General features: G+C 67.2%; 21 protein-coding genes. 12 read left to right on the top strand and 9 right to left on the bottom strand.

The window, feature by feature from the left end; all coding sequences use genetic code 11:
- Nucleotides 1–2 precede the first annotated feature (2 nt).
- Nucleotides 3–1,073, bottom strand: a complete 1,071-nt coding sequence (locus tag JWQ81_RS40455) for an ROK family transcriptional regulator (RefSeq protein ID WP_297550349.1) — start codon at nt 1,071–1,073, stop codon at nt 3–5.
- 55 nt (nt 1,074–1,128) lie between these two features.
- Here JWQ81_RS40455 and JWQ81_RS40450 point away from each other — a divergent pair, with 55 nt between their 5' ends.
- Together JWQ81_RS40450 and JWQ81_RS40445 are read left to right on the top strand one after the other, a co-directional pair.
- Nucleotides 1,129–2,184 carry a Gfo/Idh/MocA family oxidoreductase gene (locus JWQ81_RS40450; RefSeq protein ID WP_297550347.1) on the top strand — a complete coding sequence of 352 codons (1,056 nt, stop codon included), beginning with the start codon at nt 1,129–1,131 and terminating at the stop codon, nt 2,182–2,184.
- 59 nt (nt 2,185–2,243) lie between these two features.
- A complete protein-coding gene (locus JWQ81_RS40445) occupies nt 2,244–3,758 on the top strand; it encodes an amidohydrolase family protein (RefSeq protein WP_297550345.1) in 1,515 nt (504 codons plus the stop codon).
- A 502-nt stretch (nt 3,759–4,260) separates the two neighbouring features.
- Here JWQ81_RS40445 and JWQ81_RS40440 read toward each other — a convergent pair.
- The 3 genes from JWQ81_RS40440 to JWQ81_RS40430 form a co-directional block, all read right to left on the bottom strand.
- Complete coding sequence (locus tag JWQ81_RS40440) at nt 4,261–4,548, bottom strand: hypothetical protein (protein WP_297550343.1); 288 nt, start codon at nt 4,546–4,548, stop codon at nt 4,261–4,263.
- Between the two features lie 249 nt (nt 4,549–4,797).
- On the bottom strand, nt 4,798–7,605 hold the full coding sequence (locus JWQ81_RS40435) for a transglycosylase domain-containing protein (protein ID WP_297550341.1): 2,808 nt from the start codon (nt 7,603–7,605) through the stop codon (nt 4,798–4,800).
- A gap of 70 nt (nt 7,606–7,675) precedes the next feature.
- Nucleotides 7,676–8,080 (bottom strand): DUF5318 domain-containing protein, encoded by a 405-nt coding sequence (locus tag JWQ81_RS40430; protein WP_297550339.1) that lies wholly within the window; start codon nt 8,078–8,080, stop codon nt 7,676–7,678.
- Between the two features lie 263 nt (nt 8,081–8,343).
- Between JWQ81_RS40430 and JWQ81_RS40425 the strand changes: the two genes are divergently transcribed.
- Together JWQ81_RS40425 and JWQ81_RS40420 are read left to right on the top strand one after the other, a co-directional pair.
- A complete protein-coding gene (locus tag JWQ81_RS40425; RefSeq protein WP_297550337.1) occupies nt 8,344–8,925 on the top strand; it encodes a PadR family transcriptional regulator in 582 nt (193 codons plus the stop codon).
- 54 nt (nt 8,926–8,979) lie between these two features.
- Nucleotides 8,980–10,071, top strand: a complete 1,092-nt coding sequence (locus tag JWQ81_RS40420; protein WP_297550335.1) for an inositol-3-phosphate synthase — start codon at nt 8,980–8,982, stop codon at nt 10,069–10,071.
- A 42-nt stretch (nt 10,072–10,113) separates the two neighbouring features.
- On the opposite strand, the gene JWQ81_RS40415 is transcribed toward JWQ81_RS40420, so the two are convergent.
- On the bottom strand, nt 10,114–10,761 hold the full coding sequence (locus JWQ81_RS40415; RefSeq protein WP_297550333.1) for an HAD family phosphatase: 648 nt from the start codon (nt 10,759–10,761) through the stop codon (nt 10,114–10,116).
- Between the two features lie 65 nt (nt 10,762–10,826).
- Here JWQ81_RS40415 and JWQ81_RS40410 point away from each other — a divergent pair, with 65 nt between their 5' ends.
- The 3 genes from JWQ81_RS40410 (at nt 10,827) to JWQ81_RS40400 (ending at nt 14,132) form a co-directional block, all read left to right on the top strand.
- A complete protein-coding gene (locus tag JWQ81_RS40410) occupies nt 10,827–11,264 on the top strand; it encodes a MarR family transcriptional regulator (protein ID WP_297550331.1) in 438 nt (145 codons plus the stop codon).
- A 104-nt stretch (nt 11,265–11,368) separates the two neighbouring features.
- Nucleotides 11,369–13,426 (top strand): PhoX family phosphatase, encoded by a 2,058-nt coding sequence (locus JWQ81_RS40405; protein WP_297550329.1) that lies wholly within the window; start codon nt 11,369–11,371, stop codon nt 13,424–13,426.
- A gap of 13 nt (nt 13,427–13,439) precedes the next feature.
- Entirely contained in the window at nt 13,440–14,132 is a 693-nt protein-coding gene (locus tag JWQ81_RS40400; RefSeq protein ID WP_297550327.1) for an SDR family oxidoreductase, read from the top strand.
- Between the two features lie 80 nt (nt 14,133–14,212).
- Here JWQ81_RS40400 and JWQ81_RS40395 read toward each other — a convergent pair whose 3' ends face one another.
- Genes JWQ81_RS40395 through JWQ81_RS40385 form a run of 3 tightly spaced genes read right to left on the bottom strand, consistent with a single transcriptional unit; the run spans nt 14,213 to nt 17,951 of the window.
- Nucleotides 14,213–15,526 carry an amidohydrolase gene (locus JWQ81_RS40395; protein ID WP_297550326.1) on the bottom strand — a complete coding sequence of 438 codons (1,314 nt, stop codon included), beginning with the start codon at nt 15,524–15,526 and terminating at the stop codon, nt 14,213–14,215.
- A 29-nt stretch (nt 15,527–15,555) separates the two neighbouring features.
- On the bottom strand, nt 15,556–16,209 hold the full coding sequence (locus JWQ81_RS40390; protein WP_297550323.1) for a response regulator transcription factor: 654 nt from the start codon (nt 16,207–16,209) through the stop codon (nt 15,556–15,558).
- Entirely contained in the window at nt 16,206–17,951 is a 1,746-nt protein-coding gene (locus JWQ81_RS40385; RefSeq protein ID WP_297550394.1) for a histidine kinase, read from the bottom strand. The genes JWQ81_RS40390 and JWQ81_RS40385 overlap by 4 nt, the downstream gene beginning before the upstream one ends.
- 229 nt (nt 17,952–18,180) lie before the next feature.
- Between JWQ81_RS40385 and JWQ81_RS40380 the strand changes: the two genes are divergently transcribed.
- Nucleotides 18,181–18,846: an ABC transporter ATP-binding protein gene (locus JWQ81_RS40380; protein WP_297550392.1), complete on the top strand. Its 666-nt coding sequence runs from the start codon at nt 18,181–18,183 to the stop codon at nt 18,844–18,846.
- Complete coding sequence (locus JWQ81_RS40375; RefSeq protein ID WP_297550321.1) at nt 18,843–21,098, top strand: ABC transporter permease; 2,256 nt, start codon at nt 18,843–18,845, stop codon at nt 21,096–21,098. The genes JWQ81_RS40380 and JWQ81_RS40375 overlap by 4 nt, the downstream gene beginning before the upstream one ends.
- Before the next feature lie 20 nt (nt 21,099–21,118).
- Here JWQ81_RS40375 and JWQ81_RS40370 read toward each other — a convergent pair whose 3' ends face one another.
- Nucleotides 21,119–21,484, bottom strand: a complete 366-nt coding sequence (locus JWQ81_RS40370) for a hypothetical protein (protein WP_297550320.1) — start codon at nt 21,482–21,484, stop codon at nt 21,119–21,121.
- A gap of 108 nt (nt 21,485–21,592) precedes the next feature.
- Here JWQ81_RS40370 and JWQ81_RS40365 point away from each other — a divergent pair, with 108 nt between their 5' ends.
- The 3 genes from JWQ81_RS40365 to JWQ81_RS40355 all read left to right on the top strand — a co-directional run bounded on the left by JWQ81_RS40365 (nt 21,593) and on the right by JWQ81_RS40355 (nt 24,120).
- Nucleotides 21,593–22,408, top strand: coding sequence for a helix-turn-helix transcriptional regulator (locus JWQ81_RS40365; protein WP_297550318.1), 816 nt, complete (start codon nt 21,593–21,595; stop codon nt 22,406–22,408).
- 26 nt (nt 22,409–22,434) lie between these two features.
- Nucleotides 22,435–22,695: a DUF397 domain-containing protein gene (locus JWQ81_RS40360; RefSeq protein ID WP_297550316.1), complete on the top strand. Its 261-nt coding sequence runs from the start codon at nt 22,435–22,437 to the stop codon at nt 22,693–22,695.
- 723 nt (nt 22,696–23,418) lie between these two features.
- On the top strand, nt 23,419–24,120 hold the full coding sequence (locus JWQ81_RS40355; protein WP_297550314.1) for a glycoside hydrolase family 75 protein: 702 nt from the start codon (nt 23,419–23,421) through the stop codon (nt 24,118–24,120).
- Nucleotides 24,121–24,267: the final 147 nt, after the last annotated feature.

Here is a 24,267-nt window from a genome sequence, read left to right as displayed (position 1 = left end):
TGTCATCTCGGGTCCGCGTAGAACGCGGCGAGTACTTCCGCGGCCGCGCCGATGGCCACCAGATCGTCGCCGAGATCGCTGACCTCGACCGTGATCCGCTGCCAGTGTGGCACCGGCAGCTGCTGGGCGAGCTGGGCCGCGATGGTCGAGGTGTACAGCTCGGGAGCGGCGCGGATCGACCGCCCGGCCAGCACGATCCGCTCCAGGTCGAGGACCTGCACGAGGTCCGCGAGGCCGATGCCGAGCAGGCGCGCGGCTTCCTCGGGAGTGGAGGCGGAATTGTGCATCACTTCAACGCAGCCTCGGCGGCCGCACTTGCAGAGCGGACCCTCGAACCACAGCGTGGTGTGCCCGAATTCGCCGGCGTTGGTCCGCGGCCCTCGGTAGAGCTTGCCGTCGACGAGCAGCCCGACGCCGATACCGGTCCCCACCAGCACCAACGCCGTGGTCACCGGGCTCCGGGCCGCATGCCACTGGTGGGCGAAGGCCGCGGTGTTGGTGTCTTTGTCGACGATCACCGCGAGCCCGGTGCGCGCGGCGAGCCTGCCGCGCAGCGACACCTCGTGCCAGCCGGCCAGGCCGGTGGCGTGGTGGACGACGCCGGTGTGGTGGTCGAGCGGCCCGAGCGCGCCGACCCCGAGCCCGAGCAGCTTCGCCCGGTCCAGGTACGACGTCAGCTGGTCCACGCCGTCGGCGATCGCGGACATCGCGTCGTCGGGGCTGAACCCGCGATCCAACCTCGACGTCGTTTTGGACAGCACCGAGCCGAGGAGATCGGTGAGTACGACGTGGACCTCGTCGCGGTCGAGTTGGACACCCAGCGCGTAGCGGGCGCCGGGTCTGATCCGGAGCTGGGTTCGTGGTTTGCCGACGTTGCCGTCGAACTGGCGTTCCTCGTCGAGCAACCCGGCGTCGATGAGCTCCGGCACGATCTTCGACACGGCCTGCGCGGTCAGTCCGCTGCGGTCGGCCAACTCGACGCGGCTCAGCCCGCCGGCGCGCCGGATCTCGGTGAGCAGCAGCGCTCGATTGTGTTTGCGTAGCGCGCGTAGATTCACCCCAGACTCGGTCATGTGCCCATCGTCGCACGCCTGGCCAATTAGGCAACAGTGTTGTTTAATTAACGGCATGAGTACTGCGGACTTGCGAGTCGGAATCCTCGGTTACGGCATCGGCGGACGCGTCTTCCACGCTCCGCTCGTGGACGCGACCCCGGGGCTGTCGGTCGCCGCGATCGTCAGCGCGAATCCCGAGCGCGCCGCCCAGGCGCACGCCGAGCACCCGTTGGCTGAGATCGTCGCCGACGCGGACGCGCTGTTCGCGCTGGCGGATTCCCTCGACCTCGTCGTGGTCAGCACGCCCAACCGCACCCACGTGCCGCTGGCCCTGCAGGCGATCTCACACGGCCTGCCGGTCGTGGTGGACAAGCCGTTCGCGCCGACTGCGGCCGAGGCCGAGACAGTCGTGAGTGCCGCGAAGGACGCCGGCGTCGGGCTCACGGTGTTCCAGAACCGGCGTTTCGACTCGGACTTCCTGACCGTCCTCAAGGTGCTCGACTCCGGCAAGCTCGGCGACGTCTTCCGCTTCGAGTCGCGTTACGACCGCTGGGTGCCGAAGCCGAAGGACAACTGGCGCGAGTTCGGCGACCCGGCCGAAGCGGGCGGGCTGCTCTACGACCTCGGCGCGCACATCGTCGACCAGGCCCTGCAACTGTTCGGGCCGGTTGCCGAGGTCTACGCGGAGCTCGATCGACGGCGTGAAGGCGTCTCCGTCGACGACGACACGTTCGTCGCGCTGCACCACGTCAACGGGGTGCGTTCGCAGCTGTGGGCGTCCGCGCTCGCCGGCACGCGCAACCCGCGGTTCCGGGTGCTCGGCACCGGCGGGACGTTCACGAAATATGGCCTGGACGTGCAGGAGCCCCAGATCAAGGACGGCAAGCGACCCGGCGACGACGGCTGGGGCATCGAGCCCGAGTCCGACGCCGGTGTCCTCGGTGTCAACGAAGATGTCGAGACCGTGCCGACCGAAACCGGTCGCTATGAGCAGTTCTACATCGAGGTCCGTGACGCGCTGCGCGGCGAGGGTGAGTTCCCCGTCGACCCGGCCAGCGCCGTCGAGACGCTCCGCGTCATCGAGGCCGCGCACAAGTCCGGCGCCGAGCGTCGGGTAGTTGTGCTGTGAAACTGTTCCGGGGGTACACACTACTGACGTGACGGCGCGCGGCGGCCAGAATTTCCGGCATGGCTACACAATTCACCCGCCGCACCGCACTTGTCACCGGCCTCGCGGCCGGCGTCGCCGGGCTCACTTTCCCGGCTGTCGCCTCCGCGGCTCCCGCTCCCTCCACGACGTCCGGTACCGCCTTCACCCACATGACCGTCGTCGACGTGACGGGCGCCCGGCCGAGGCCGGACCAGACTGTCCTTGTTCAAGGCGACCGCATCACGCAGCTCGGCCGGTCGAGCGACGTCCGGATCCCGGCGGGCATGACCGTGGTCGATCTGCGCGGCAAGTACCTCATTCCCGGCCTCAGCGATATGCACGTCCACAGCGACACCGACCAGACGAGTCCGGCGCTCTACCTCGCCAACGGCGTCACGACGGTCCGCGAAATGTCGGGGACGCAGAAGAACTACGACTGGCGCAAGCGCATCGACGCCGGCACGCTGCTCGGTCCGCGGTGGGTCATCGGGAGCCGGATCGTCGACGGTTCGCCGTCGCTGTGGGACCCGAACCTTCTCTCGGTCGTCGAGGTCACCACTGAGGATGACGGACGCGCAGCCGTCCGCACCCTCAAGGCTGAGGGCGCGGACTTCATCAAGGTCTACTCGCGGGTGCCGAAGGATGCGCTGTACGGCATCGCGGACGAAGCGCGGCGCCAGCGGATTCCGTTTGTCGGGCACTGCCCGGACAACGTGCCCATCGCCGAGGCCGTGGATCTCGGTCAGCGCAGCGTGGAGCACCTCTTTTGGACCCCCTTCGGCATTTCCCGCAAGGAAGCCGACATCCGCGCGAAGATCGCGAAGATCCGCCTCGGCGAAGGCGACTACGCTGGCTGGTTCGCCGCGATCCACCCGCTCGAATGGGAAGCCGTGCACAGTGAGAGCCGAGTCAAGGCGCGGCAACTGTTCGCGAAGTTCGCCGCCCGCGGCACCCGCCAGGTTCCGACTCTGGTCATGCACAAGGCACTGGACCGCGCCAGGGAACTCACCCCGAACGACCCGCGCCGGAAGTACCTGTCGAAGGACTACTGGAACACTCAGGACTACGTCATCCAGGAGCTGTACCTCAACGATCGCAAGCCCGAGGACGATGCGCAGTGGGCGGCGATGTTCGACTACCGGCTCGCGATCGTCGGCGAAATGGCGCGTGCCGGCGTGCCGATCATGACGGGAACCGACACCGGCACTCCCGAGGTCTTCCCCGGATTCGCCGTCCACGACGAACTACAGCTACTTGTCCAGGCCGGATTGACGCCAATGCAAGCACTCCAGGCGTCAACGCTGGAACCCGCCAAGTTCCTTGGCCTGGAAGCAATAGCTGGAACCATCGAACGCGGCAAACGCGCCGATCTCGTCATCCTCGACGCAGACCCCTTGGCGGACATCGCCAACACCCAACGCATCCACGGCGTCGTCGCCCGCGGCCGCTACCTCGACCCGACGACCCGGCAGAAGATGCTCGACGACGTCATCGCAGCCGCCGCAAACGCTCCCGCCGGTACGCAAGTCGCGGCTTGTCCGTGCCATACGTGACCCCAACGTCAAATGAATTGCGGCTAATGGGTTTCGGCAAGCCCGACGATCGGTCCCAAGTTATCGGTGCGGTGCCTTTCTTTCGCTGGGACTTTCCGGGTCCCAGCGCAGACTTTCACGTGGTCTCCCGAGGTCGTCAAGATCTGGGGCCCGGGAAGCCAGGGCTGTTTGACCCTGACCCGCGCCGACGGCTTCGCAATCGACGTGTGGGTCAACAATCCTGCAGACCTTCGCAGGACACTCCCACATCTTGGCGACCACCACCGGTAGTTGCGCGGGCCAGGACGGGGCAGCGCCGGTCGCTCTCCTGCGCGCTTCGGCTCGGCGGCCAGACCAGACGATCAGCGGGTACACGCTGAAGCCCACGACCAGCAGCGCGATCAATCCGAGCAGGGCGTCCACTATGCCTGCCCTGAGGGCGAGTACGCCGAACATGCAGACTAGAACGAGTGCTCGGCGCAAGGTATCCCGCTTACGTTTACGCTCCCTTTCGAGCCCGTATTCAGTCATAGGTGATCGCTGCCACGATCACGGTGAACTTCGCCGCCCGGTTCGCCAGGCGAACCGTCACTGCTTCGCGATCGGTGAAGATCCCGTCGAGCGTGCCGGTTCGAGGTACCACCCGTTCAACGCTCGAAAAAGCCTGACCAATGCGATGGCCGCACCCGGACCGAGCACAACGGCCCAGACCTGCCACCCTGTGCTGCTGCTGGAGAGCGCCGGTGGCAACGCGATCGAGGTGAGGACCTGAATCGACAGTATCGTCACGCGAGTACTCCACCGTCGCCATGGTGCCGAAGCGATCACAATGGCCGCCACGAATATCCAGAAGAGAATGAAAAGTGCTACAGCAAGCATCGAAAATACTCCTCTGTCCAGGTTCGGGTTTTTATTTCTCCGTCTGGGGTGAGGTCGAGATTTCTTGATTCATAGTTTTGTAGCGTAGTACCAAGTCTTGACGAGTAGGAGGCGAATAGTGTGAGTAGCCCCATGTGTAGGAAGAAAGGGCGCTTTCGGTTCTCCGAAAGCGCCCTTTCCCCTATCCGGCCGGGTCGTTGGGCAGTAGCCCTGGCGGCTTACCGCCACCGCCACCGCCACCGCCAGCGGGTGGACCGCCGAACGGCAGCGACGGTCCCGGGCGCGTCGACGACGTCGACGACGTGGCGCTGGTCGTCGGCGTTGAGGGCGTCGTCGGCGTCGACGGTGTAGTGGGCGTTGACGGGGTGGTCGGCGTCGACGGCGTCGTCGGAGTGGTCGACGGCGCATCCGGATTAGCGGCCGCCGTACCGATCGGGTCGACCTGCGGGAACTTCTCCGCGGGTTTGTCCTTCAGATATGTGCCCATGAAATCCTGCCAGATCGGGCCGGCGAGGGTGGACCCGAAAAGGGGTTTCCCGGTTTTGTCGTGCAGCGCGATGTTGCCGTCGCCGCCGACCCAGACCGCCACTGCCACCGAGTTCGTGTACCCGACCATCCAGGTCTGGGCGTTGGCGTCGGCCCACGACTTGGGGTTGCCCGCTTGGAACTCGTACTGCTGGGTTCCGGTCTTGCCGGCGCATTCGTGGTTGGCCGGGCACTGCAGATGGGAGAACTTGATGACAGGTTCCAGCGCGGTCGTGACGTTTCCGGCGATCTGTGCGCTCAAGGCCGGATCGCTGGCGAAAGCGGGGGTCCCCTGCGCTGGCGCCGTGTACGCGACTTCGTCCTGGGAGTTGGTCAACTTGGCGACAAAGTGTGCGTCGTGCCGGATACCGTTCCCGGCGAAGGTCGAGTACGCCGCCGCCATGTCCGCGGGGGTGGCCACCGTGCTACCACCGCCGAGCGCGATGTTGTTGTCCGTACCCATGATGGACAGCCCGCCCTGGTCCTTCGTCTTCACGCCGGCGTCCTTGGCGGCCTGGTCGACCTTCGGGTAACCGACGATGTTGTAGACCATGTCGTAGAAGACCGTGTTCGTCGAACGCTCCATGGCCGTGGCCACGGTGCATTGTTTGGAACAACTGTCCGCTTCACCGGCGTTCTTGATCGGTTTCGGGACGCCGGGGAACGACCGAGGTGAGGTTCCATCGAAGGTGTCGCCCAGGCCCTTGCCCAGTTTCAGGTACGCCGTGAGGTCGAACGCCTTGATCGACGACCCCGGGTTCCGGGCTTGGTTGGCTCGGTCAGCGGCCTTGATCTGGTTACCTGACGAGTTCGTCGTCAGGTTCGGGCCGCCGTAGTAAGCCAATACCCCGCCCGTCGTCGGGCTGATGGCGACGAGCGCGTTGAGGATTTTGGGGTCGGTCTGGCCCTGCATGTGGGCCTGAACCGTGTCCACGGCTTGCTGCTGGGCCTTCGGGTCGATCGTGGTGTAGATCTTGTACCCGCCGCTGTACAGCTTGTCCTGGTCGTAGCCCTGAGTGGCGAGCTCGGCGAGGACACGGTCCTTGATGTGTGCGTCGGGCTCACCGACGGCCTGCTGCTTGAACTGGTCGAGCGGGACCACAGTCGGGAAGGTGGCCGAGGCCCGTGCTGCCGCTGTGATGTACCCGTTCTTCTGCATCCGGTCCATCGCGGTGTTCCAGCGGTCGTGGGCGACCGTCGGGTTTTCCGACCGGCCCGGCTGCTGGATCAAGCCGGCCAGCAACGCCGCTTCCGAGGCGTTGAGCTGGCTGACGTCCTTCTTGTAGAAGGCCTGCGACGCCGCCTGGATCCCGTATGCCCCACGTCCGAAGTAGATGATGTTGAGGTACCCGGTGATGATGTCCTGTTTGTCGTAGGTCTGGTTCATCTTGAACGACTTCGCGAGCTCGGTGACCTTACGGCTCAGCGTCGGGGAGTCGTTCTTGGTCGCCTGCTTGATGTACTGCTGGGAGATCGTCGAACCACCACCCGCGCCGCCGGTGGCCTGGTTGTAGACCGCTCGCAGGATGCCGGTGATGTCGAAACCGGAGTTGGTGTCGAACGACGCGTCCTCGGTCGCGGTGACGGCGTGCTTGACCAGGTCCGGGATCTGGCCCGCCTGCAGCGTCTGCCGGTTTCCTCCGGCGGGGACGTCCTTGCCGAGGACCGAGCCGTCGCTGTAGTAGTACGTGACCGGCTGGCTCTGCGCCGCGATCACGCTCTGCGGCGAGGGCACATCGACGTTGAAGTAGATGATCGCGAAGCCGACCACCGGCACGATGACGCCCAGGCCGAACAGCACGTAGAGGGTCCGTCGGACACGCCGCCAGACCCGCCTCTTCCGCTGCAGCGGGGTCAACGGCGGTTTGATCTTCTTGCCGTTTTCGTCGTACTCGTCTTCGGTGCCGTAGCCGTCGTTGGGGCCGAACTCGTTGAACGAGGCCTGCTCGCCGGTGTACGGATCGTCGTAGTCGAAGTCGTCGGGACCGGTGCCGTTGTGCGTGTGGTGCGTGATCAGGTCCGGTTCACGGTCGTTCGGCCCGAGCACCGGCCGGACCATCCCGGTCGGCTGCTCTACCTGCGGCCGCCTCGGGGGCGGGCCGGGCGGCGGTGGGGCCTGCGGCGGCGGTGGCCGATAGGTGCCGCCGTGCTGAGGCACCGGCGGCTGGCCGCCGGGCGGCGGTGGACCGGGACGCCGCGGCAGTCCGCCGGGCGGGGTCTGCTGCGGCGGACGCCGGGGTGGCACGTCGTCACCGGTCGGCCACTGCGGCGACTCCGCCCTCGGCGCGCCACGCGGGGGCGTGGGCGGCCGCTGGGGTGGGGGACCCTGCGGCGGGCGCGGTGGCCGGCGCGGCGGGTCGTCGCTGGGCCACTGCGGCCCGGGTTCGTCCTCGCTCGGCCACTGGGCATGGCGATGGGCATCAGGCTCCTGGCCAGGCCAGGAGCGATTGTGATCGTCGGTCACGAATGAGCCTCCCAGACCGGCGCTTCGGGGGGCGCCGCTCTGTGGTCAACAGTGGTTTTTTCGTCCGCCGTCATTGGCCCGCGGTTTTCGCCGGGCGGGCCCGCGTGCGCGGGTCTCCTGTTCCCAGGACGTATGACTGCACCAAGTGGTTCCAGTGACACGTCCGACAGACCTCCACGACGTAGACGGTGAACTCGGAGAACAGCTCCGCCATCCTGGTGAGTTCATCCTGGGCCCGTGCCGAGCCGGCGACGTGCTTCAGCTCGTCACCGTAGACCCAGGACACCTGGGTCAACGCCTCTTTCCGGCAGACCGGGCAGGCCTGCTCGGTCGGTTCGCCATGGAACGCGGCGGCCTTGAGCAGGTACGGAGTCGCATCGCAGACGTCGCCGGTACCGACGCGTCCGGAATGGACGCCGGCGAGCAGCGCACGGCGCTGCAACGCGTAGTCCACGACCTGCCGCTGGTTTCGCACGACAACAGACTACGGGTTTCACCTGTGTAGACCATGGCCCGCCGGATTTCGGACCCCCGCCGAATCCGGGCAGCCGGGTCGTTTCGGCACGCTCCGGCGAATAACACCGGTGTGATTTTCGAGAGTTCCGCGAACCCACGAAAGGTTACTTACGCCACTTCGATGTATCGGCGCGATATAGTTGACCGGTAGGTTGCGTTAGGCCAGACAGGCACTACGGGCAACGCCCCGGAGCGCCTTTTGTTCCCGGAAGGGGGTGCACTGTGCTGGAGTTCGCGATCCTGGGGCTGCTGCACGAAGCCCCCATGCACGGATACGTGCTGCGCAAACGTCTGCACGAGACGCTCGGGATGTTCCGGGCGTTCTCCTACGGGTCGCTGTATCCGACCCTGCGGAGGCTGTTGCGGGCCGGGTTCATCGTCGAAGAACTGGACGAGGTCGAGTCCACCGAGCAGCCGAAAACGGCGGCTCGGGCCCCCGGCAAGACCTGGGCCAGGCGCGGGAGGCGCGTCTACCAGCTCACCGCCGAGGGCAAGGAGCACTTCGCCGAGCTGCTCGGTGACGCCGGCCCGCAGACGTGGGACGACGAGGGATTCGGTGTCCACCTGGCCTTCTTTTCGAAGACCCCGGCGGATGTCCGGATGCGCATTTTGGAAGGACGGCGCCGTCGTGTCGAGGAGCGCCGCGAAGGGTTGCGCGCCGCGATGTCCAGGGCCGAGGAAAAGATCGATCGGTACACCCGCGAGCTGCACCGGCTAGGGCTGGAGACCAGCGAACGGGAGGTGCGGTGGCTCAACGAGCTGATCGCGCACGAACAAGCCGAGCAACGTGAGCAGGAGCACTGACTCGCGGGTTCGGCCGGCACCTACACACTTAAACGAATTGAAGGAGACACCGGCATGGGCGAGCACCGCCGCAGCGTGAGGGTGGCCATCGTTGGCGTCGGGAACTGCGCGTCGTCGCTGGTCCAGGGCGTCCAGTACTACCGCGACGCCGATGCCGGCGCCCGCGTGCCCGGCTTGATGCATGTGCAGTTCGGCCAGTACCACGTCCGTGACATCGAGTTCGTCGCCGCGTTCGACGTGGACGCGAAGAAGGTCGGACACGACCTCTCCGAGGCCATTTTCGCCTCGGAGAACAACACCATCAAGATCGCCGATGTGCCGCCGCTCGGGGTGACCGTGCAGCGCGGGCACACCCATGACGGTCTCGGCAAGTTCTACCGCGAGACCATCGAAGAGTCCGAAGAAGCCGCTGTGGACATCGTCGCCGCCCTGCGCGCCGCCGAGGTTGACGTGCTCGTCGCGTACCTCCCGGTCGGCTCGGAAGTGGCCGACAAGTTCTACGCGCAGTGCGCGATCGACGCCGGCGTGGCGTTCGTCAACGCGCTGCCGGTGTTCATCGCGTCCGACCCGGTGTGGGCGAAGAAGTTCACCGACGCGAACATCCCGATCGTCGGCGACGACATCAAGTCCCAGGTGGGCGCCACCATCACGCACCGCGTGCTGGCGAAGCTCTTCGAGGACCGCGGTGTCCAGCTCGACCGCACGATGCAGCTCAACGTGGGCGGGAACATGGACTTCCTGAACATGAAGGAGCTGGAGCGCCTCGAGTCGAAGAAGATCTCGAAGACCCAGTCGGTCACTTCGCAGATCGACCGCGACCTCGGCAAGCGCAACATCCACATCGGACCGTCGGACTACGTGCAGTGGCTCGACGACCGCAAGTGGGCATACGTCCGGCTCGAGGGCCGTGCGTTCGGTGACGTGCCGCTGAACATCGAGTACAAGCTCGAGGTCTGGGACTCGCCGAACTCCGCGGGCATCATCATCGACGCCGTGCGCGCGGCGAAGATCGCCCTCGACCGTGGCATCGGCGGCCCGATCCTCTCGGCGTCGTCGTACTTCATGAAGTCGCCGCCAGAGCAGTACGACGACTCCACCGCGCGCGACTCCGTCGAAGCGTTCATCAAGGGCGAGCCCGACGCCTAAAGACTCGTGAGTGTTCCGGCCGCTTAGAACCGGCCGGAATACTCACCAGTCGATGCCCAGCGCCCCCGGCAGCTCGGTGATCGCGGTGAGGACGGCCGCGGCTTGCGCGACGACGCCGGGGTTCGGCGGAAAGTGAGGGTTGGGCACGGCGTACACCGTCATCCCGGCCGCCAGCGCCGAGCGCAGCCCGTTGGTCGTGTCCTCGACGGCCGCACACTTCGCCGCGTCGACGCCCAGCCGCCGCGCCGCCTCGAGGTAGACGTCCGGGGCAGGTTTCCCGGCCGCGACCCGCTCGCTCGACAGCGCGACGGGTACCAACCCGGCCAACTCCGTCGCCGCCAGGAACGACTCGATCAACACGGTCGGTGACGAGCTCGCGATCGCGACCGGGTACCGCGCGGCCACCGCTCGGACGGTGTCGACGGCGCCCGGGATCACCGGCGGCCCGCTCGCGTAGCGCTCGGACATCCGCGAGATGACGACCTCGGCGATCTCGTCCGGTGTCAGCTTCGCGCCCAGTGAGTCGACGAGGTACCGCGCCCATTCCGGCGTGCTCATCCCCTGCTGCGCCCGGGTCGCCTCGTCCGTCCACGTGCCGCCGTGTTCGGCGACGACCGACCGGCGAACCTCGTCCCAGATCCGCTCGGAATCGACCAGTACCCCGTCGAGGTCAAAAACCACCGCTTCCATGGACGACAGGTTAGCTGTGGACGAGATTACTTCGCTACGCTAACTAAATATGTTAGCCTGGCTAAGTGAATACCGGAGTGGCGGAACTGGCGCATCGACTACGACCACTGGTCTTCCGGCTGTACTACGTGGTTCGCCGCGAGACGCCGCAAGTCCAGCTCACGCTGACCCAAGGTTCGGTCCTGACCGAGCTGGTCAAGCGCGGACCCCGGCGGATGAGCGCGCTGGCCGAGCTCGAAGGCGTCCGCATGCCGTCGATGACCGACGTCGTCAGCAGGCTCGGACGGCTCGGGCTGGTCAGCAAGGCGCCCGACCCGGCCGACGGCCGCGCGGTGCTCGTCGAGGTGACATCACAGGGGCGCGAGTTTTACGACGAGCTGATCGTCCTGCGCGAGGAGTTCCTGCGCGCGCGGCTGTCCCTGCTCGACGACGCCGACCGCGCGGCTATCGACGCGGCGTTGCCCGCCCTGCACCGACTCCTCGAGCTCGACACCGAGACCTGACGTGTAGGCGGTGGATTTGCCCGATGTTCACCTGAAAGTGTGGTTATCGGCTGTTTGGGCGTTTAGTGTCGGTTCGTTCCCCGACTGACACCACTGGAGGCCCTGTGCTGCCCTTGTTCGCTTCGCATTCCGGCGGCCGTTCGCCGCTCACCTGCGAGTACCGCTGCGGCAACGCGTGTGCACACCCCGAGCCCAACCAGTCCGGCAACGAGTACTTCGGCGATGTCGTCAAGGGCGTCGTCTCGCGCCGAGGGGCGCTGAGGGCCGGCGCCGTGATGGCAGCGGCCGCCGGTGGTTTCGCCGCGTTGTCCGGGACGGCCGCCGCGGCAACAACGGCGACGGCGACCACCGCGGCCCAACGTCCGGTGCGCCCGGCCGCCGGGACCGACTTCGACGCCGTGTCACCGAACAAGTTCGACGCCGTGACGACCCCGGACGGCTACGGCCAGAGCGTCGTCATCCGCTGGGGTGACGCCGTCGAGGCGGGCGCGCCGAAGTTCGACTTCCACCACCAGACCGCGGCCGCGCAGGCGAAGCAGTTCGGGTACAACAACGACTTCGTCGGCCTGATCCCGCAGGACGCGCTCGGCACCCGGAACCTGCTCGTGGTCAACCACGAGTACACCACCGAGGTCCACCTCTTCCCCGCCGACCAGTACGACCCGGCGAACCCGACCGAGGAACAGGTCAAGATCGCGTGGGCCGCGCACGGGCTTTCGGTGGTGCAGACCGTCCGCGACCCGCTGTTCGGTGCGCTGCGCTCGGTCCCCAGCCGGCTCAACCGCCGCATCACCCTCGACACCGTGTTCGAAATGCGCGGGCCGGCCGCGGGTTCGAAGTACTTGCAGACCTCGGCGGACGCGTCCGGCCGGCAGGTCCGCGGCACGCAGAACAACTGCTCGGGCGGCGTAACTCCTTGGGGCACGGTGCTTTCCGGTGAAGAGAACTTCCACCAGTACTTCGCCAACGCGGACAAGGTCACCGAGCCGACCACGGCTGCGCGCCTGAAGCGCTACGGCGTCGGCACCGGCGCCAGCACGCGCAAGTGGGAGCGGTTCGACAAGCGCTGGGACGTGTCGCAGGAGCCCAACGAACCCAACCGATTCGGCTGGGTCGTCGAGATCGACCCGCACGACCCGAAGTCCACGCCCGTCAAGCACACCGCGCTCGGCCGGTTCAAGCACGAGGCCGCGAACGTCAAGATCACCGCGGACGGCCGCGTCGCCGTCTACTCCGGTGACGACGAGCGCTTCGACTACATCTACAAGTACGTCTCCAAGGGCAAGTACAAGCCGGGCCAGAGTGCGTTGGCGCGCAGGCATAACTCGGCCTTGCTCGACGACGGAACCTTGTACGTGGCCAAGTTCACCGGTGACAGCCCCGACTTCGACGGCTTGCTCCCGGCCGACGGCGAGTTCGACGGCACCGGCGAGTGGATCCCGCTGGCGAGCGGCAACACGTCCTTTGTGGACGGATTCACCGCGGAGGACGTCTACGTCTTCACCCGGCTCGCCGCTGACAAGGCGGGCGCGACGAAGATGGACCGCCCCGAGGACATCGAGCCGAACCCGGTGAACGGCCGGATCTACGCCGCGCTGACGAACAACACCGACCGCGGCGCGCTCGGCAAGGCGGGCATCGACGAGGTGAATCCCCGCAAGAACAACAAAAACGGCCACATCCTGGAGTGGGACGAGGATCACGGCGATTCGGCGTCGACCAGGTTCCGCTGGCGGCTGCTGCTCGTCTGCGGAGATCCGGCGACCGCGGACACCTACTTCGGCGGCTTCCCTAAGGAGCAGGTCAGCCCGATTTCGTGCCCGGACAACGTCGCGTTCGACGGCCGCGGAAACCTCTGGATCGCAACCGACGGCAACGCCCTCGGCGCCAACGACGGCCTGTTCTCCGTGCCCGTCGAAGGCCCGGATCGAGGGCACGTCAAGCAGTTCCTCACGGTGCCGGTCGGTGCTGAGACCTGCGGTCCCGTCGTGACCGAGCACCTGGTGCTCGTGGCGGTCCAGCATCCCGGGGAAAACGCGGCGAGCTCGGCGAATCCGACGTCGCACTGGCCGGACGGCGGCACTTCGCAACCACGCCCGGCGATCGTCGCCGTGTGGAAGAAGGGACCCTTCGGGCTGGTCGGCCGGATCGGCGTCCGGTAGTTACGGTGGATCCATGACGGATCTCCCCACTGCCCTTGTCACCGGTGCTTCGCGCGGGATCGGCGCCGCCATCGCGCACGCGCTCGAACCGACACACCGGGTTCTCCTCGGCGGGCGCGACGTCGATGCGCTCGCCCGGGTCGCCGCGAAGCTTCCCGGCACCGAGCCGTGGCCGGTCGACCTCACCGACCCGGACGCGCTCGCCGCGGCCGCGGCCAAGGTCGGTGCACTCGACGTGCTCGTTCACTCCGCCGGAGTCGCCGAACTGGGCACGATCGAGGAGGCCGACGCGTCGGCGTGGCGGAAGAACTTCGAGGTCAACGTCGTCGCGGTAGCCGAGCTGACGAGCATCCTGCTGCCGGCGCTGCGTGCGGCGAAGGGGCACGTCGTGGTGATCAACTCCGGGGCCGGCCTGGCCGCGAGCGCGGGCTGGGGACCGTACTCGGCGAGCAAGTTCGCGGCTCGCGCGTTCGCGGACGCGCTTCGGGCCGAAGAGGAGTCCAACGGCGTGCGCGTGACCTCGGTGTTCCCCGGCCGGACCGACACGGAGATGCAGCGCGCCCTCGTCGCCGACGAGGGCGGGGACTACGTCGCCGAGCGCTTCCTGCGGCCCGACTCGGTGGCGATGGCCGTCCTGGCCGCCGTCTCCGCCAGCCCCGACGCCCACCTCACGGAAGTCATCCTCCGCCCCCGCCGCACGTCCTAGCCCTCGCAACTCGCCGTCGAGTTGCGGTAGTTGGGATGACCAACGATCGCAACTCGACGGCGAGTTGCTGTTTGGAGGGGTTAGCCGCGGCGGAGGCGGGCGGCGGCTTCGGCGACGCCGGCCTGGGCCTTCGCGCGGTCGACGCGCAGCGATTCACCGTCGCCGACGACCTGCTCACCCGCGACCCACACGTCTCGCACGCGCCGCGAGCCCGCCGCCCACACGAGGTTCGACAACAGCTGCTCGTCCGACACGTCCAGCCCGGTCGCGAACGCCGGGTCGTCGAGGTCGACGTGCACCATGTCCGCCCAGCGGCCGGCTTCGAGCACACCGATGTCGTCGCGGCCCAGCGCCTCCGCACCGCCGCGGGTGGCGAGCAGGAACGCGTCGGCCGCGGTCAGCACGGTCGAGTCCTTCGTCGCCAGCCGACTGAGCATCGCGGAGAGCTGGATCTCCTCCCACAGGTCGAGGTCGTCGTTGCTGGCCGGCCCGTCCGTGCCAAGGCCGACCGCGACCGACGCCGCCCGCAGCTCGGCCAGCCGCGCGATGCCGGACGCGAGCTTCGAGTTCGATCCGGGGCAGTGCGCGACACCGGTCCCCCGCGCCGCGAACAACGCGATGTCCTCGTCGGACAGATGCACCGCGTGCGCGGCGAGGGTGCGCCCGGCGAGCATGCCGACCTCGTCCAGCAGCTTCGGCACCGAACCGTGCTCGGCACGCTGTTTCGTGTCTTCCGCCGCCGCCTCGGCGACGTGGATCTGCACGAGCGCGCCGCGCGCGGCGGCCGACTCGGCCGTCATCCGCAGCGCCTCGACCGGCAGCGTGTACGCCGCGTGCGGGCCGTAGCCCAGCTCGATCCGGTCGCTCGGACCGAACCGCAGTCCGTCGGCGTCGATCCAGCGGTCGATGTCGCTCAGCATCGTGCGCCAGTTCATCCCCGGCAGGTCCATCAGCGGCGGCGCGAGGATCGCCCGCGCGCCGGTGGTCAGCACCGCTTCGGCGACCTGCTCGGCGTGGAAGTACATCTCCGCGCTGGTCGTGATGCCGTGCCGCAGCATCTCTATCGACCCCAGCAGCATGCCGGTGCGGACGTCTTCGGCCACCATCCGCGCCTCGACCGGCCAGATGATCTCCTGCAGCCAGCGCAGCAGCGGCAGGTCGCCGCCCATCCCGCGCAGCAGCACCATCGGGCTGTGCGCGTGGGTGTTCACCAGACCGGGCAGCAAGATGCCGGACAGGTCCGTGACCAGGGCATCACCGGGGTCGCCCGCGTCGGAGGCTGTTCCACAGAAGGTGATCCGGCCGTTGTCGTCGACGTCGACCACCGCGTCACGCAGAAGCGAGCAGGCTGGATCGGCGGGCAGGACGACGGCGGCGCGGTAACGACGAGACATGGAAGGATCTTACGGACCCTCTCCACGACTCAGTCCATGACTCCGCTCTGCCACGCCCAGGCCGCGATCTCGACCCGGTTTCGCGCGTTGATCTTGCCCTGGACAGACGCCAGATGCGTTTTCACCGTCGACAGCGACAGGAACAGTTCCGTGCCGATCTCGGTGTTGGTCAGCCCGCGCGCGGCGGCCCTGACGACGTCGAGTTCACGCGCTGTCAACGGGTCGTTCGGCGGCGCGACGTTCCGTTTCACCGAACCACCGTTGAAGTGCTTGAGCAGCCGGACGGTCACCTGCGGCGACACCAGCGCGTCGCCGCGTTCCGCCGCGCGCACCGCTTCGATCAGCAACGCCGGCCCGGCGTCCTTGAGCAGGAACCCGCTCGCGCCGTTGCGCAGCGCGGCGTGGACGTACTCGTCGAGGTCGAACGTCGTGACGACGACGACCTTCAGCGGATCGGTCACGTCCGGCCCGGCCAGCTGGCGGGTCACCTCGAGCCCGTCGAGCCCGGGCATGCGGATGTCGAGCAAGCAGACGTCCGGCCGCAGCTCCCGCGCCTTGCCGACCGCGGAGATCCCGTCCGCGACATCGGCGACGACCTCGATGTCGTCCTGCGCGTCGAGGATCATCCGGAACCCGGTCCGCACCATCTCCTGATCGTCCGCGATCAGCACCCGGATCGTCATTCGTCCCCCTCCACGGGCAGCCAAGCTTCGACACGCCAGCCGCCGTCGTATCCGCGTCCGGCGAACAGCCTGCCGTGCAGCAGTTCGACGCGCTCGCGCATGCCGATCAGACCGTAGCCGCCCTCGCGCCGGGCACCGGCGTCAGTGGCGGTCCGGCGTTCTTCCTGTCCGTCATCGGTGACGAGCAGGTGTAGTTCGTTGCCGGTGACCTCGGCGAGCACGGTCGCCATGCGCACGCCCGCCGCGTGTTTGCCGATGTTCGTGAGCGACTCCTGGACGAGCCGCAGCGCCGAACGCCCGACCTCCTGGGGCAGGTCGTCCGGCAGGTTGAGCTCCAACGTCGTCGGCACGCCGTTGTTCACCCCGTCGACCAGCCGCCGCAGGTCCGCGGCGAGGTCCGTGGTGGCCTGCTCGCTGAACTCGCTGCTGCCGGCCGGCGCGTCGCCCCGCATGCTGCGCACCAGCCGCCGCATGGCCGTGAGCGCTTCCCCGCCCGCGGTTTCGATCCGCGCCAACGCGTCCAGCGCGATCTGCGGGTCCTTGCCGCCCATCATCTGCGCGGCTTGCGCCTGCACCACGATGCCGGTGACGTGGTGGGCGACGACGTCGTGCAGTTCGCGCGCCAGTGCCATCCGTTCGGAGGTCTGGGCGTCGGTCACCGCCGACTTGACGACCGTCTTCCGCTCCGACTCCCGCGAACGCAGGAACAGGCCGAGCGCGACCGAGATGCCGAGCAGCAGGACAGCCCCGATGAACGACTGCTTGATCTCCGCGAGGCCACCGCTGTAGGACTGCCGATACGAGCCCACCACGGTGTCGACCGCGACGACCGCGGACATCACGCCGATACACGCCCAGGCACGGGCCGGCACGGCGGACCGGATGAGGTAGGTCACCGCCGCCATCCCGGCGAGGACCTGAGTGGGCGCCACCTGCGGAAAATTCCTGGTGCCCAGCACCGCGGCGACCAGTCCGCCGAACGCCATCACCGCGGCGATACCCAGCGACGCGCGGACCGGATAGCGGCCGGCCAGCACCGCCAACCCGGCCGCGGCGATCGAGCAGAAAATGATCGGGACCCCGCGCAGCCCGTCGTTGAGCCCGGACGCGAGTTCAAGGAACAGCATGAACGCCAAGCCGCCGATGAGCAGCCATTGGTCGCGGACGAGCTCCAGCAGCCCGTTCGTCTTCTGCTCGGTGTCGGGGCGCCGGCCGTACAAGCCGATGAGCACCGCCGCGAACAGCATCAACACGCCGTAGATCAGCGACTGGCCGAAGCTGCTGGAGCCCGGTTGGGCGTGGTATGACCGGCCGCCGACGGCGACGAGAGCGCCGACGACCAGCGAACACACGGCGGCGAACGCCACGCCGGGTCGTACTCGCCGTACGGCGTAGTAGACGAGTTCGCAGCCGCCGACCACTTCGGTGAAGGTGGTGTTGGCGAGCATCGTCGAATAGGCCGGCACGTCGAAGTACCGGATCAGGATGCTGAAGAAGATCAACGAGCCCGCGCCGGCGAACGCGGCAACCGCCGGCCGGGTCCTGGCCCAGACCGCACAGGCGGCCATCGACGCGATTCCGGGCAGCAACAGCAGGTCGATGCCCTTGGGGCCGACCGAATCGAAGGCTGCTCCGAGCACGATTCCCACGTCGCACAGCAACGCGGCGAGCAGGATCACCCCTGGCGGCCCGAAGCGTCGCCAAAGGACGGTCACCTTGGCGAGTAGCGCATCTCGGTCCATCACAAGACGACGTTAGAGGATCCGCGGGCATTCGCACCTTGGCCGGTCGGCCACGGCGGGTCGGCCGATCGGCCGATACCGGCGGCCCCAGGCCTGGCCGTCTGCCCGAAGTGGACACCCACCTGTTTCGGCGAGGCTCCTTCCCAACAGCAAGCCAGAACCAGAGGGAGAACTCGTGGATCCGCGGCAATACCGCTCGCAGAACGCTGTACCGACCGCCGGCACCCCGGTGCTTTCCGGGCGCGGCCTGGTGAAGCGTTACGGCACCCAGCACGCGTTGGCCGGGGTCGACATCGACATCATGGCCGGGGACGCCGTGGCGATCGTCGGTCCGTCGGGCTCCGGCAAGACCTCGCTGCTGCACGTCCTCGCGGGCATCCTGCGGGCGGACGCCGGGGAGATCCTCCTTGGCGGACAGCGGATCGACCAGCTCGGGGAGAAGAAGCGCAGTGAGCTACGGCGTACCGAGTTCGGGTTCGTCTTCCAGTCCGGCATGCTCGTCGCCGAGCTGACGGCCGAGGAGAACGTCGCGTTGCCGCTGCTGCTCGGGGGCACCGGCCGCAAGGAGGCGTTGTCGCGCGGCAGGGAGTGGCTCACGCGGCTCGGCCTCGAGGGCAAGGAAAGCCGACGCCCCGGCGAGTTGTCCGGCGGTGAGGCGCAGCGTGTCGCGATCGCGCGGGCGCTGACCCACCAGCCGAAGGTGATCTTCGCCGATGAGCCGACCGGTGCGCTCGACACGCGGACCGGGCAGGACACGATGAACGCGCTCCTCGGGGCCGCTTCGGAGTCCGGCGCCGCGGTGATCGTGGTGACCCACGACCGCGACCTCGCCGAGTCGATGCCGAGGACCGTCGCCATCCGCGACGGGCTGATCGCCACCAGGCTCGCCGCATGAACGCGCTCCAACTGGCCTGGCGCGTACTCCGGATCGACCGCCGAACCAGGACGTCCGCGATCCTCACCGCGGTCGGGGTCGCGGTGGCGACCGGGCTCGTGCTGCTGCTGGTGAGCCTGCCGTTCGCGACTGGGATCCGCGCCGAACGGGCGGTTTGGCAGAACGCCTTCCACGCGATGGACGGGGGCGCCCCCTCGAAGGTGCTGCTCGACAGCAGCACGGACTACTTCAACGGCAAAAAGATCACCCGGATCGACGTCGCCGCGCTGGGCAACCCGGACTCGGTGTTGCTACCCACCGGGATGCCGAAGCTGCCGGCGGCGGGCGAGACGCTGGTTTCGCCGGACCTCGGCAAGCTCATGCACAGCGTCCCGGCGGGGCAGTTGGCCGACCGGTTCGGACCGAAGCTGGTCGGTTCGCTCACCGAAGACGCGCTGAGCTTCCCGGAGCAACTCGTCGTTGTGGTCGGTCACAACGCGGCCGACATGCCGAAGAACTCGGTACCGGCACCGGGGTTCGCGTCCGGGCCTGGCCAGATCGATCCCGAGCTGGTCCTGCTGTCCGGCGTCGGCATCGTGGTGCTGATGGTGCCGAGCCTGGTGCTCGTCGCCTCCTCCGCGCGGTTGACCGCCGCTCGGCGGGAACGCCGCCTCGCTGCGATCCGGCTGGCCGGCGCGACTCCCGGCCAGGTCACCGGGATGGTCGCGGCAGAGACATCGGTGTCCGCGATCGTCGGTGCGGTGGTCGGGTTGCTGATCAGTCCCGTGCTGCACGGCCTCGCCACGTTCGTGCCCTGGGCCGGGGGGACCTGGCAGGCGAGCGACTTCTCGCCGCCGTTGGGGTTGACGATCACGCTGGTGATCGCGGTGCCGGTACTGGTTGTGCTGGCCGCGGCGTTCGGTCTGCGCCGGGTGCTGAAGACGCCGCTGGGCGCGGTGGCCTCGCACGCCCGCAAACCGTTGCACTGGTGGCGTTTGCTGTCGCTGCCGGTGGCCGGGCTGGTCTTCCTCTACGCGGTCACGAACGGCAGGTCCGGTGGCCCCGGCCCGGTTCTTCTCGGCCTCGCGATGCTCGTCGCGTCGGCGGCCTTGGTCGGTCCGTGGGTTACTTCCGCGGTCGGCGGGACGTTCGTCCGGGTCTGGCGCAAACCGGCCGGGCTGCTGGCGGGACGTCGGTTGCGTGACGATCCGAAGGGCGCGTATCGGGCATCCGCAGGGGTGGTGCTCGCCGTGTTCGCCGGTTCGATGGCGCTGACGCTGTTGCCGAGTTTCGAATCGCTTTCGGGCGGCGGCCGGTCGTTCCAGGATTCCGTGCTTTACACCGTGTCGTCGCCGGACAAGGCGGCGCAGATCGCCACCAAGACCGATGCGGCGCTGGCGAAGTACGGCATTTCGCAGAAGAGCGTCTCGGTCCCGGGTGTCCTGCTGGCCACCTCCGGTGCGGCCGGTCAGGGCGCCACCTACGGCGGGTCGGCGCTAGTGCTGGACTGCGCCCAGATCAACCAGCTGACCAGGTTCAGGTTGACCGGTACATGCCGGCCAGGGCCTGCGGTCTACAGCACCGAGCAGATCGATTTGGCCGGAACGCAGGTGAAACCGACCTACGATGACCCGGGCGCGCCGCTGGCCGCGGGGACGGTCGTCCGGCCGATCATCGCGACCGACCAGGACCTCAGCGGTTCCTTGATCATCGACCCGGCGGCGGTACCGGCCAGCGTGCTGAACTCACCGACGACGAACGTCACCGTCGCCGTGCCGACGACGCCGGCGAACTACGAGACCGTTCGCACCGCGCTGGTCGCCGCCTCCGGCGGGACCGAGGTGTCGAGCCGCGACCTGCACCTCGGCAACCACCAGACCCAGCTGGACGACCTTCGCCGGGTAACCGTGATCGGGTTGATCGCGGCAGCGGTACTCGCCGGTTGCAGCGCGGCGGTGGCGACCGCGGGCTCGGTGATGGACCGGCGCCGGACGTTCGGCGCGCTGATCGCGGCGGGAACGCCGGTAAAGGTGCTGGCACGAGCGTTGCGGATGGAGGCGGCGTTGCCGGCGCTGGTCGCGACGATTGGAGCCGGCGTGGTTGGGGTACTTGTCGGTGTCGGGTTGTTCAGCACCGCGAACGAAGGCCCGATCGTGCTCAGCCCGTGGGTGCTGGCGCCGATCGTGCTCGGCATCGGGGTCGCTGTCCTCGCGGCGTCGGTCTGCACGCCCGCGTTGAATCGGGTGCGTGCGGAACCGCTCGCCGACGAATAGGTCGGGGGACCGTGTCCCCTTCAGCTCGTCCTTCTGTCGGGGGAGGACGAGCTGAAGGGGACTTTTTCGTCGTCCAGCCGCACCGAAGTCTGACCGCGGACCACTTTTCCCGGCCACTTCAACCGGATCGTCACCACATGCCGGCGCTCGCCGGGGAACAGCCGATACAGGCTGACCACGAACGTCCCGCGCGGCGCGTGTTTGCGCTGCAGGAAGTCCTGGGCGCACGCGGTCGTATAGCGCACGGTCCAGTTCTTCCACAGCTCCGAGCGGTGCTCGAAGACGAAACCCATGTCGTCGACGAGTTCGGTGTATTCGTGCTCGCGGAACCCCTTTCGCTCCTCGCGGCGATATTCGAGTTCGTGCGGATAGCCCCAAAGATCCATTGACGCAGGGTGACCGGCCGACTCACGGGCCTTCCGGGTCCGAACTGGGAGTCCCAGCTCGGCGGGTCCCGGCTTACCATTCGTGATCAAGTGGTGGCGAGGAGTGAGATGGCAGAGCAGAGCGGGCCGAACTACCGACGGCGGCAGCTGGGCCGGACACTGCGCCGCCTGCGCGAGGGCATCGGCATGAGCCAGGAGGCGATGGGTCGACCCCTGCGCTTCTCGAAGTCGAAGATGAGCCGGGTCGAGCAGGGCTACATCCCCGGGTCTAACGACTTCCTGGCCCTGCTGGACCGCTGCGGCGTGATCACCTCGGACTACGAACCGTACGTCCGGATGTTCGACTACGCCAAGGAAAAAGGCTGGTGGCACGCTTTTGGTTTGGACGACCGCGGGTTTGTGCCCGTGGAGGCGGACGCCTCGGCAGTGCGGACCTACCAACTGGGTTTCGTCCCCGGCTTGCTGCAAACCGAGGCGTACATGCGTGCCACCTTCGACGCTGCACGACAGTCGCTCAGCGCCGAACGACTCGAGAACCAGATCGCTGTTCGCCTGCGCCGGAAGCAGCGGCTTTTCGAAGAACGCCCGTTGATCGTGCACGCCATCATCGACGAAACAGTGCTGCACCGGGAGACTTGCGACCGCCAGCAACGCGAGCACATCGTCGAGCTGGCTTCCCTGCCGAACCTCGCCGTTCAGGTGATTCCCCAAGACGTCGGTTCGCATGATGGCCTGTACAGCAACTTCATCGTGGTGAGTTTCCCGGAACCGGCCGAGGTTGATCTCGCGTACGTCGAGTACGGCTTCGGCTCGATGCAAATCGAAAAGGAGCAAGAGGTCCGCGCTGCTACGCTGCTTTTTGAGCATCTCGCCGAGGTCGCGCTGGACGAGCAGGACTCCCTCGCACTGATCTCCGGGATGTAGACACCGAGCCGGAAGAGGCGAGTTTCGTGGACCTGACCAACGCCCACTGGCGTAAGAGCAGTTACAGCGGCGGCTCTGGCGAAAACGGTGACTGCGTCGAGGTCGCCTTCGTCCCGAACTGGCGAAAGAGCACCTACAGCGGCGGCGAAGGTTCCAACGGCGACTGTGTCGAGGTCGCCCTCACCGACTCCGTCGTCGCCATCCGAGACTCAAAATCCCCCGCCGCAGGCGCCCTAACCCTCCCCGCCCCCTCCTGGCGTGCCTACCTCTCCACCCTCACCGCCTGAGCCCCGACCTCACCTGGGCAGCCGCAAAAGACCCCATTAGGCCACCTTAGGTGCTCAAACGCCAATGCCTGGAACTTAAGGGTTCGGGGTGGTCGGTTCTGTCCAGAGCAGCAAGGACCGGGGCGAGTGGGTGCTGGTAGCAGAGCTGAAGGCCAGTCGCGTCTGAGCTGTTGGGGCTCCTGAAGGCACTTTCGGCGGGGCAGAGACGGTGTCAAGGCCTAGTTGAGTGCGCCTTATGCCGTGAAGGTGGCCTACACGACACGTCACAACGTCACACCTGCCACATCAGCGACACCAGTCACAACAACACGACGCGACAGGCCCTCGAACCCCTTGCGCATGCACCAACTCGCCCCGGTCCTTGGTGCAGTAAAGCCGAACCCATCACCTCAACCGACCAACCACCGGACACCCTTACGTTCCACCCTTGTGGCGTTCAACGCCGCAAGGGTGGCCCCGAGGGAACGTGAACGACGCTCAGATACGGGTGAAGATCACCTGTTGACGCGCTGAGTCTTCACGTCTTAAACTAAGAGGCGAACTGAGATCCACGTCACACCCAAATGCGACATGCGCTAGGTGCATTAGTGGAATGAGGTGCAGCGCTAGTCACTGTTGGCATTCCTGACCGCGGTCCCCATTTCGGTTCTCATTCTGAGCCTCCGTCACCGCGAGTGTCGCAGTTCTGTCGATGCTGTTTTTTTATCCCATCGGAGGTAAGGCATGAGGATGATAAAGGCGCTCGTGGTCGCACTCGTGGCTATGAGTTCATTGCTTGCGCCCATCCAGGCTTCGGCTCGGCCGCATTCCGAGCACGTCGCCCAGGTTCAGCCCCAAGCGGATGATGGTGATCCGTCGGCGGCCGCACTCCTGGCCAAGACCGCGCAGTGCAACCAGGTGTCCAACGGTACCTACTCGGACAAGAACGGCGGCCAGACACCGATCTGCGGTGCTGCTGGTGCCTACTTCTGGACCTCAGGGATGGCTGTCGATTGCGATGGTCAGCGGACCACGCAATGCAATGAGAACACTGACTGCTGCTTCTACAATGACACGTCTTTCCATCAGTCTGACGGACAAGCTTTGAACGCGGCTCAGTTGCCTTATGTAGTTATCCCGTTGCCCAGCAGTCGGTGGAACTACCAGGATGCCGGTCTTCAAGGCGGCGATGTGCTCGCGGTGATTTACAACGGCCACGTCGAATACGCCGTCTTCGGTGACGAAGGCCCGGACGACAGTATCGGCGAGGCGTCCTATGCGACGGCCCAGTCGCTGGGCATCGACCCTGATCCGTCGACCGGCGGCACGTCGGGCCCGGTAACCTACATCGTTTTCAAGAACTCCCAGGTATCGCCGATCGAAAGCCACGACAACGCGATTTCCCAAGGGCGGACCTTCGCCGGACAGTTCATCGCCAATAACTGACTCGTGAGCGTTGCGGCCGCTTAGAGCCGGCTGTCCCAGCCCAGGACATCGTGAACAGTTTATGTCTCAGAACATCGTGAACACTTGCCCGGCCAGCCTGCATGGTCACCGGTCCGAACCCGGTGACCATGCACCATGGCCAGAACA

The sequence above is a fragment of the Amycolatopsis sp. genome, assembly GCF_025464955.1.
Lineage (GTDB): Bacteria > Actinomycetota > Actinomycetes > Mycobacteriales > Pseudonocardiaceae > Amycolatopsis.
The sequence above is the reverse complement of the archived record's forward strand: the minus strand, read 5'-3'. Positions and strand labels throughout refer to the sequence as shown.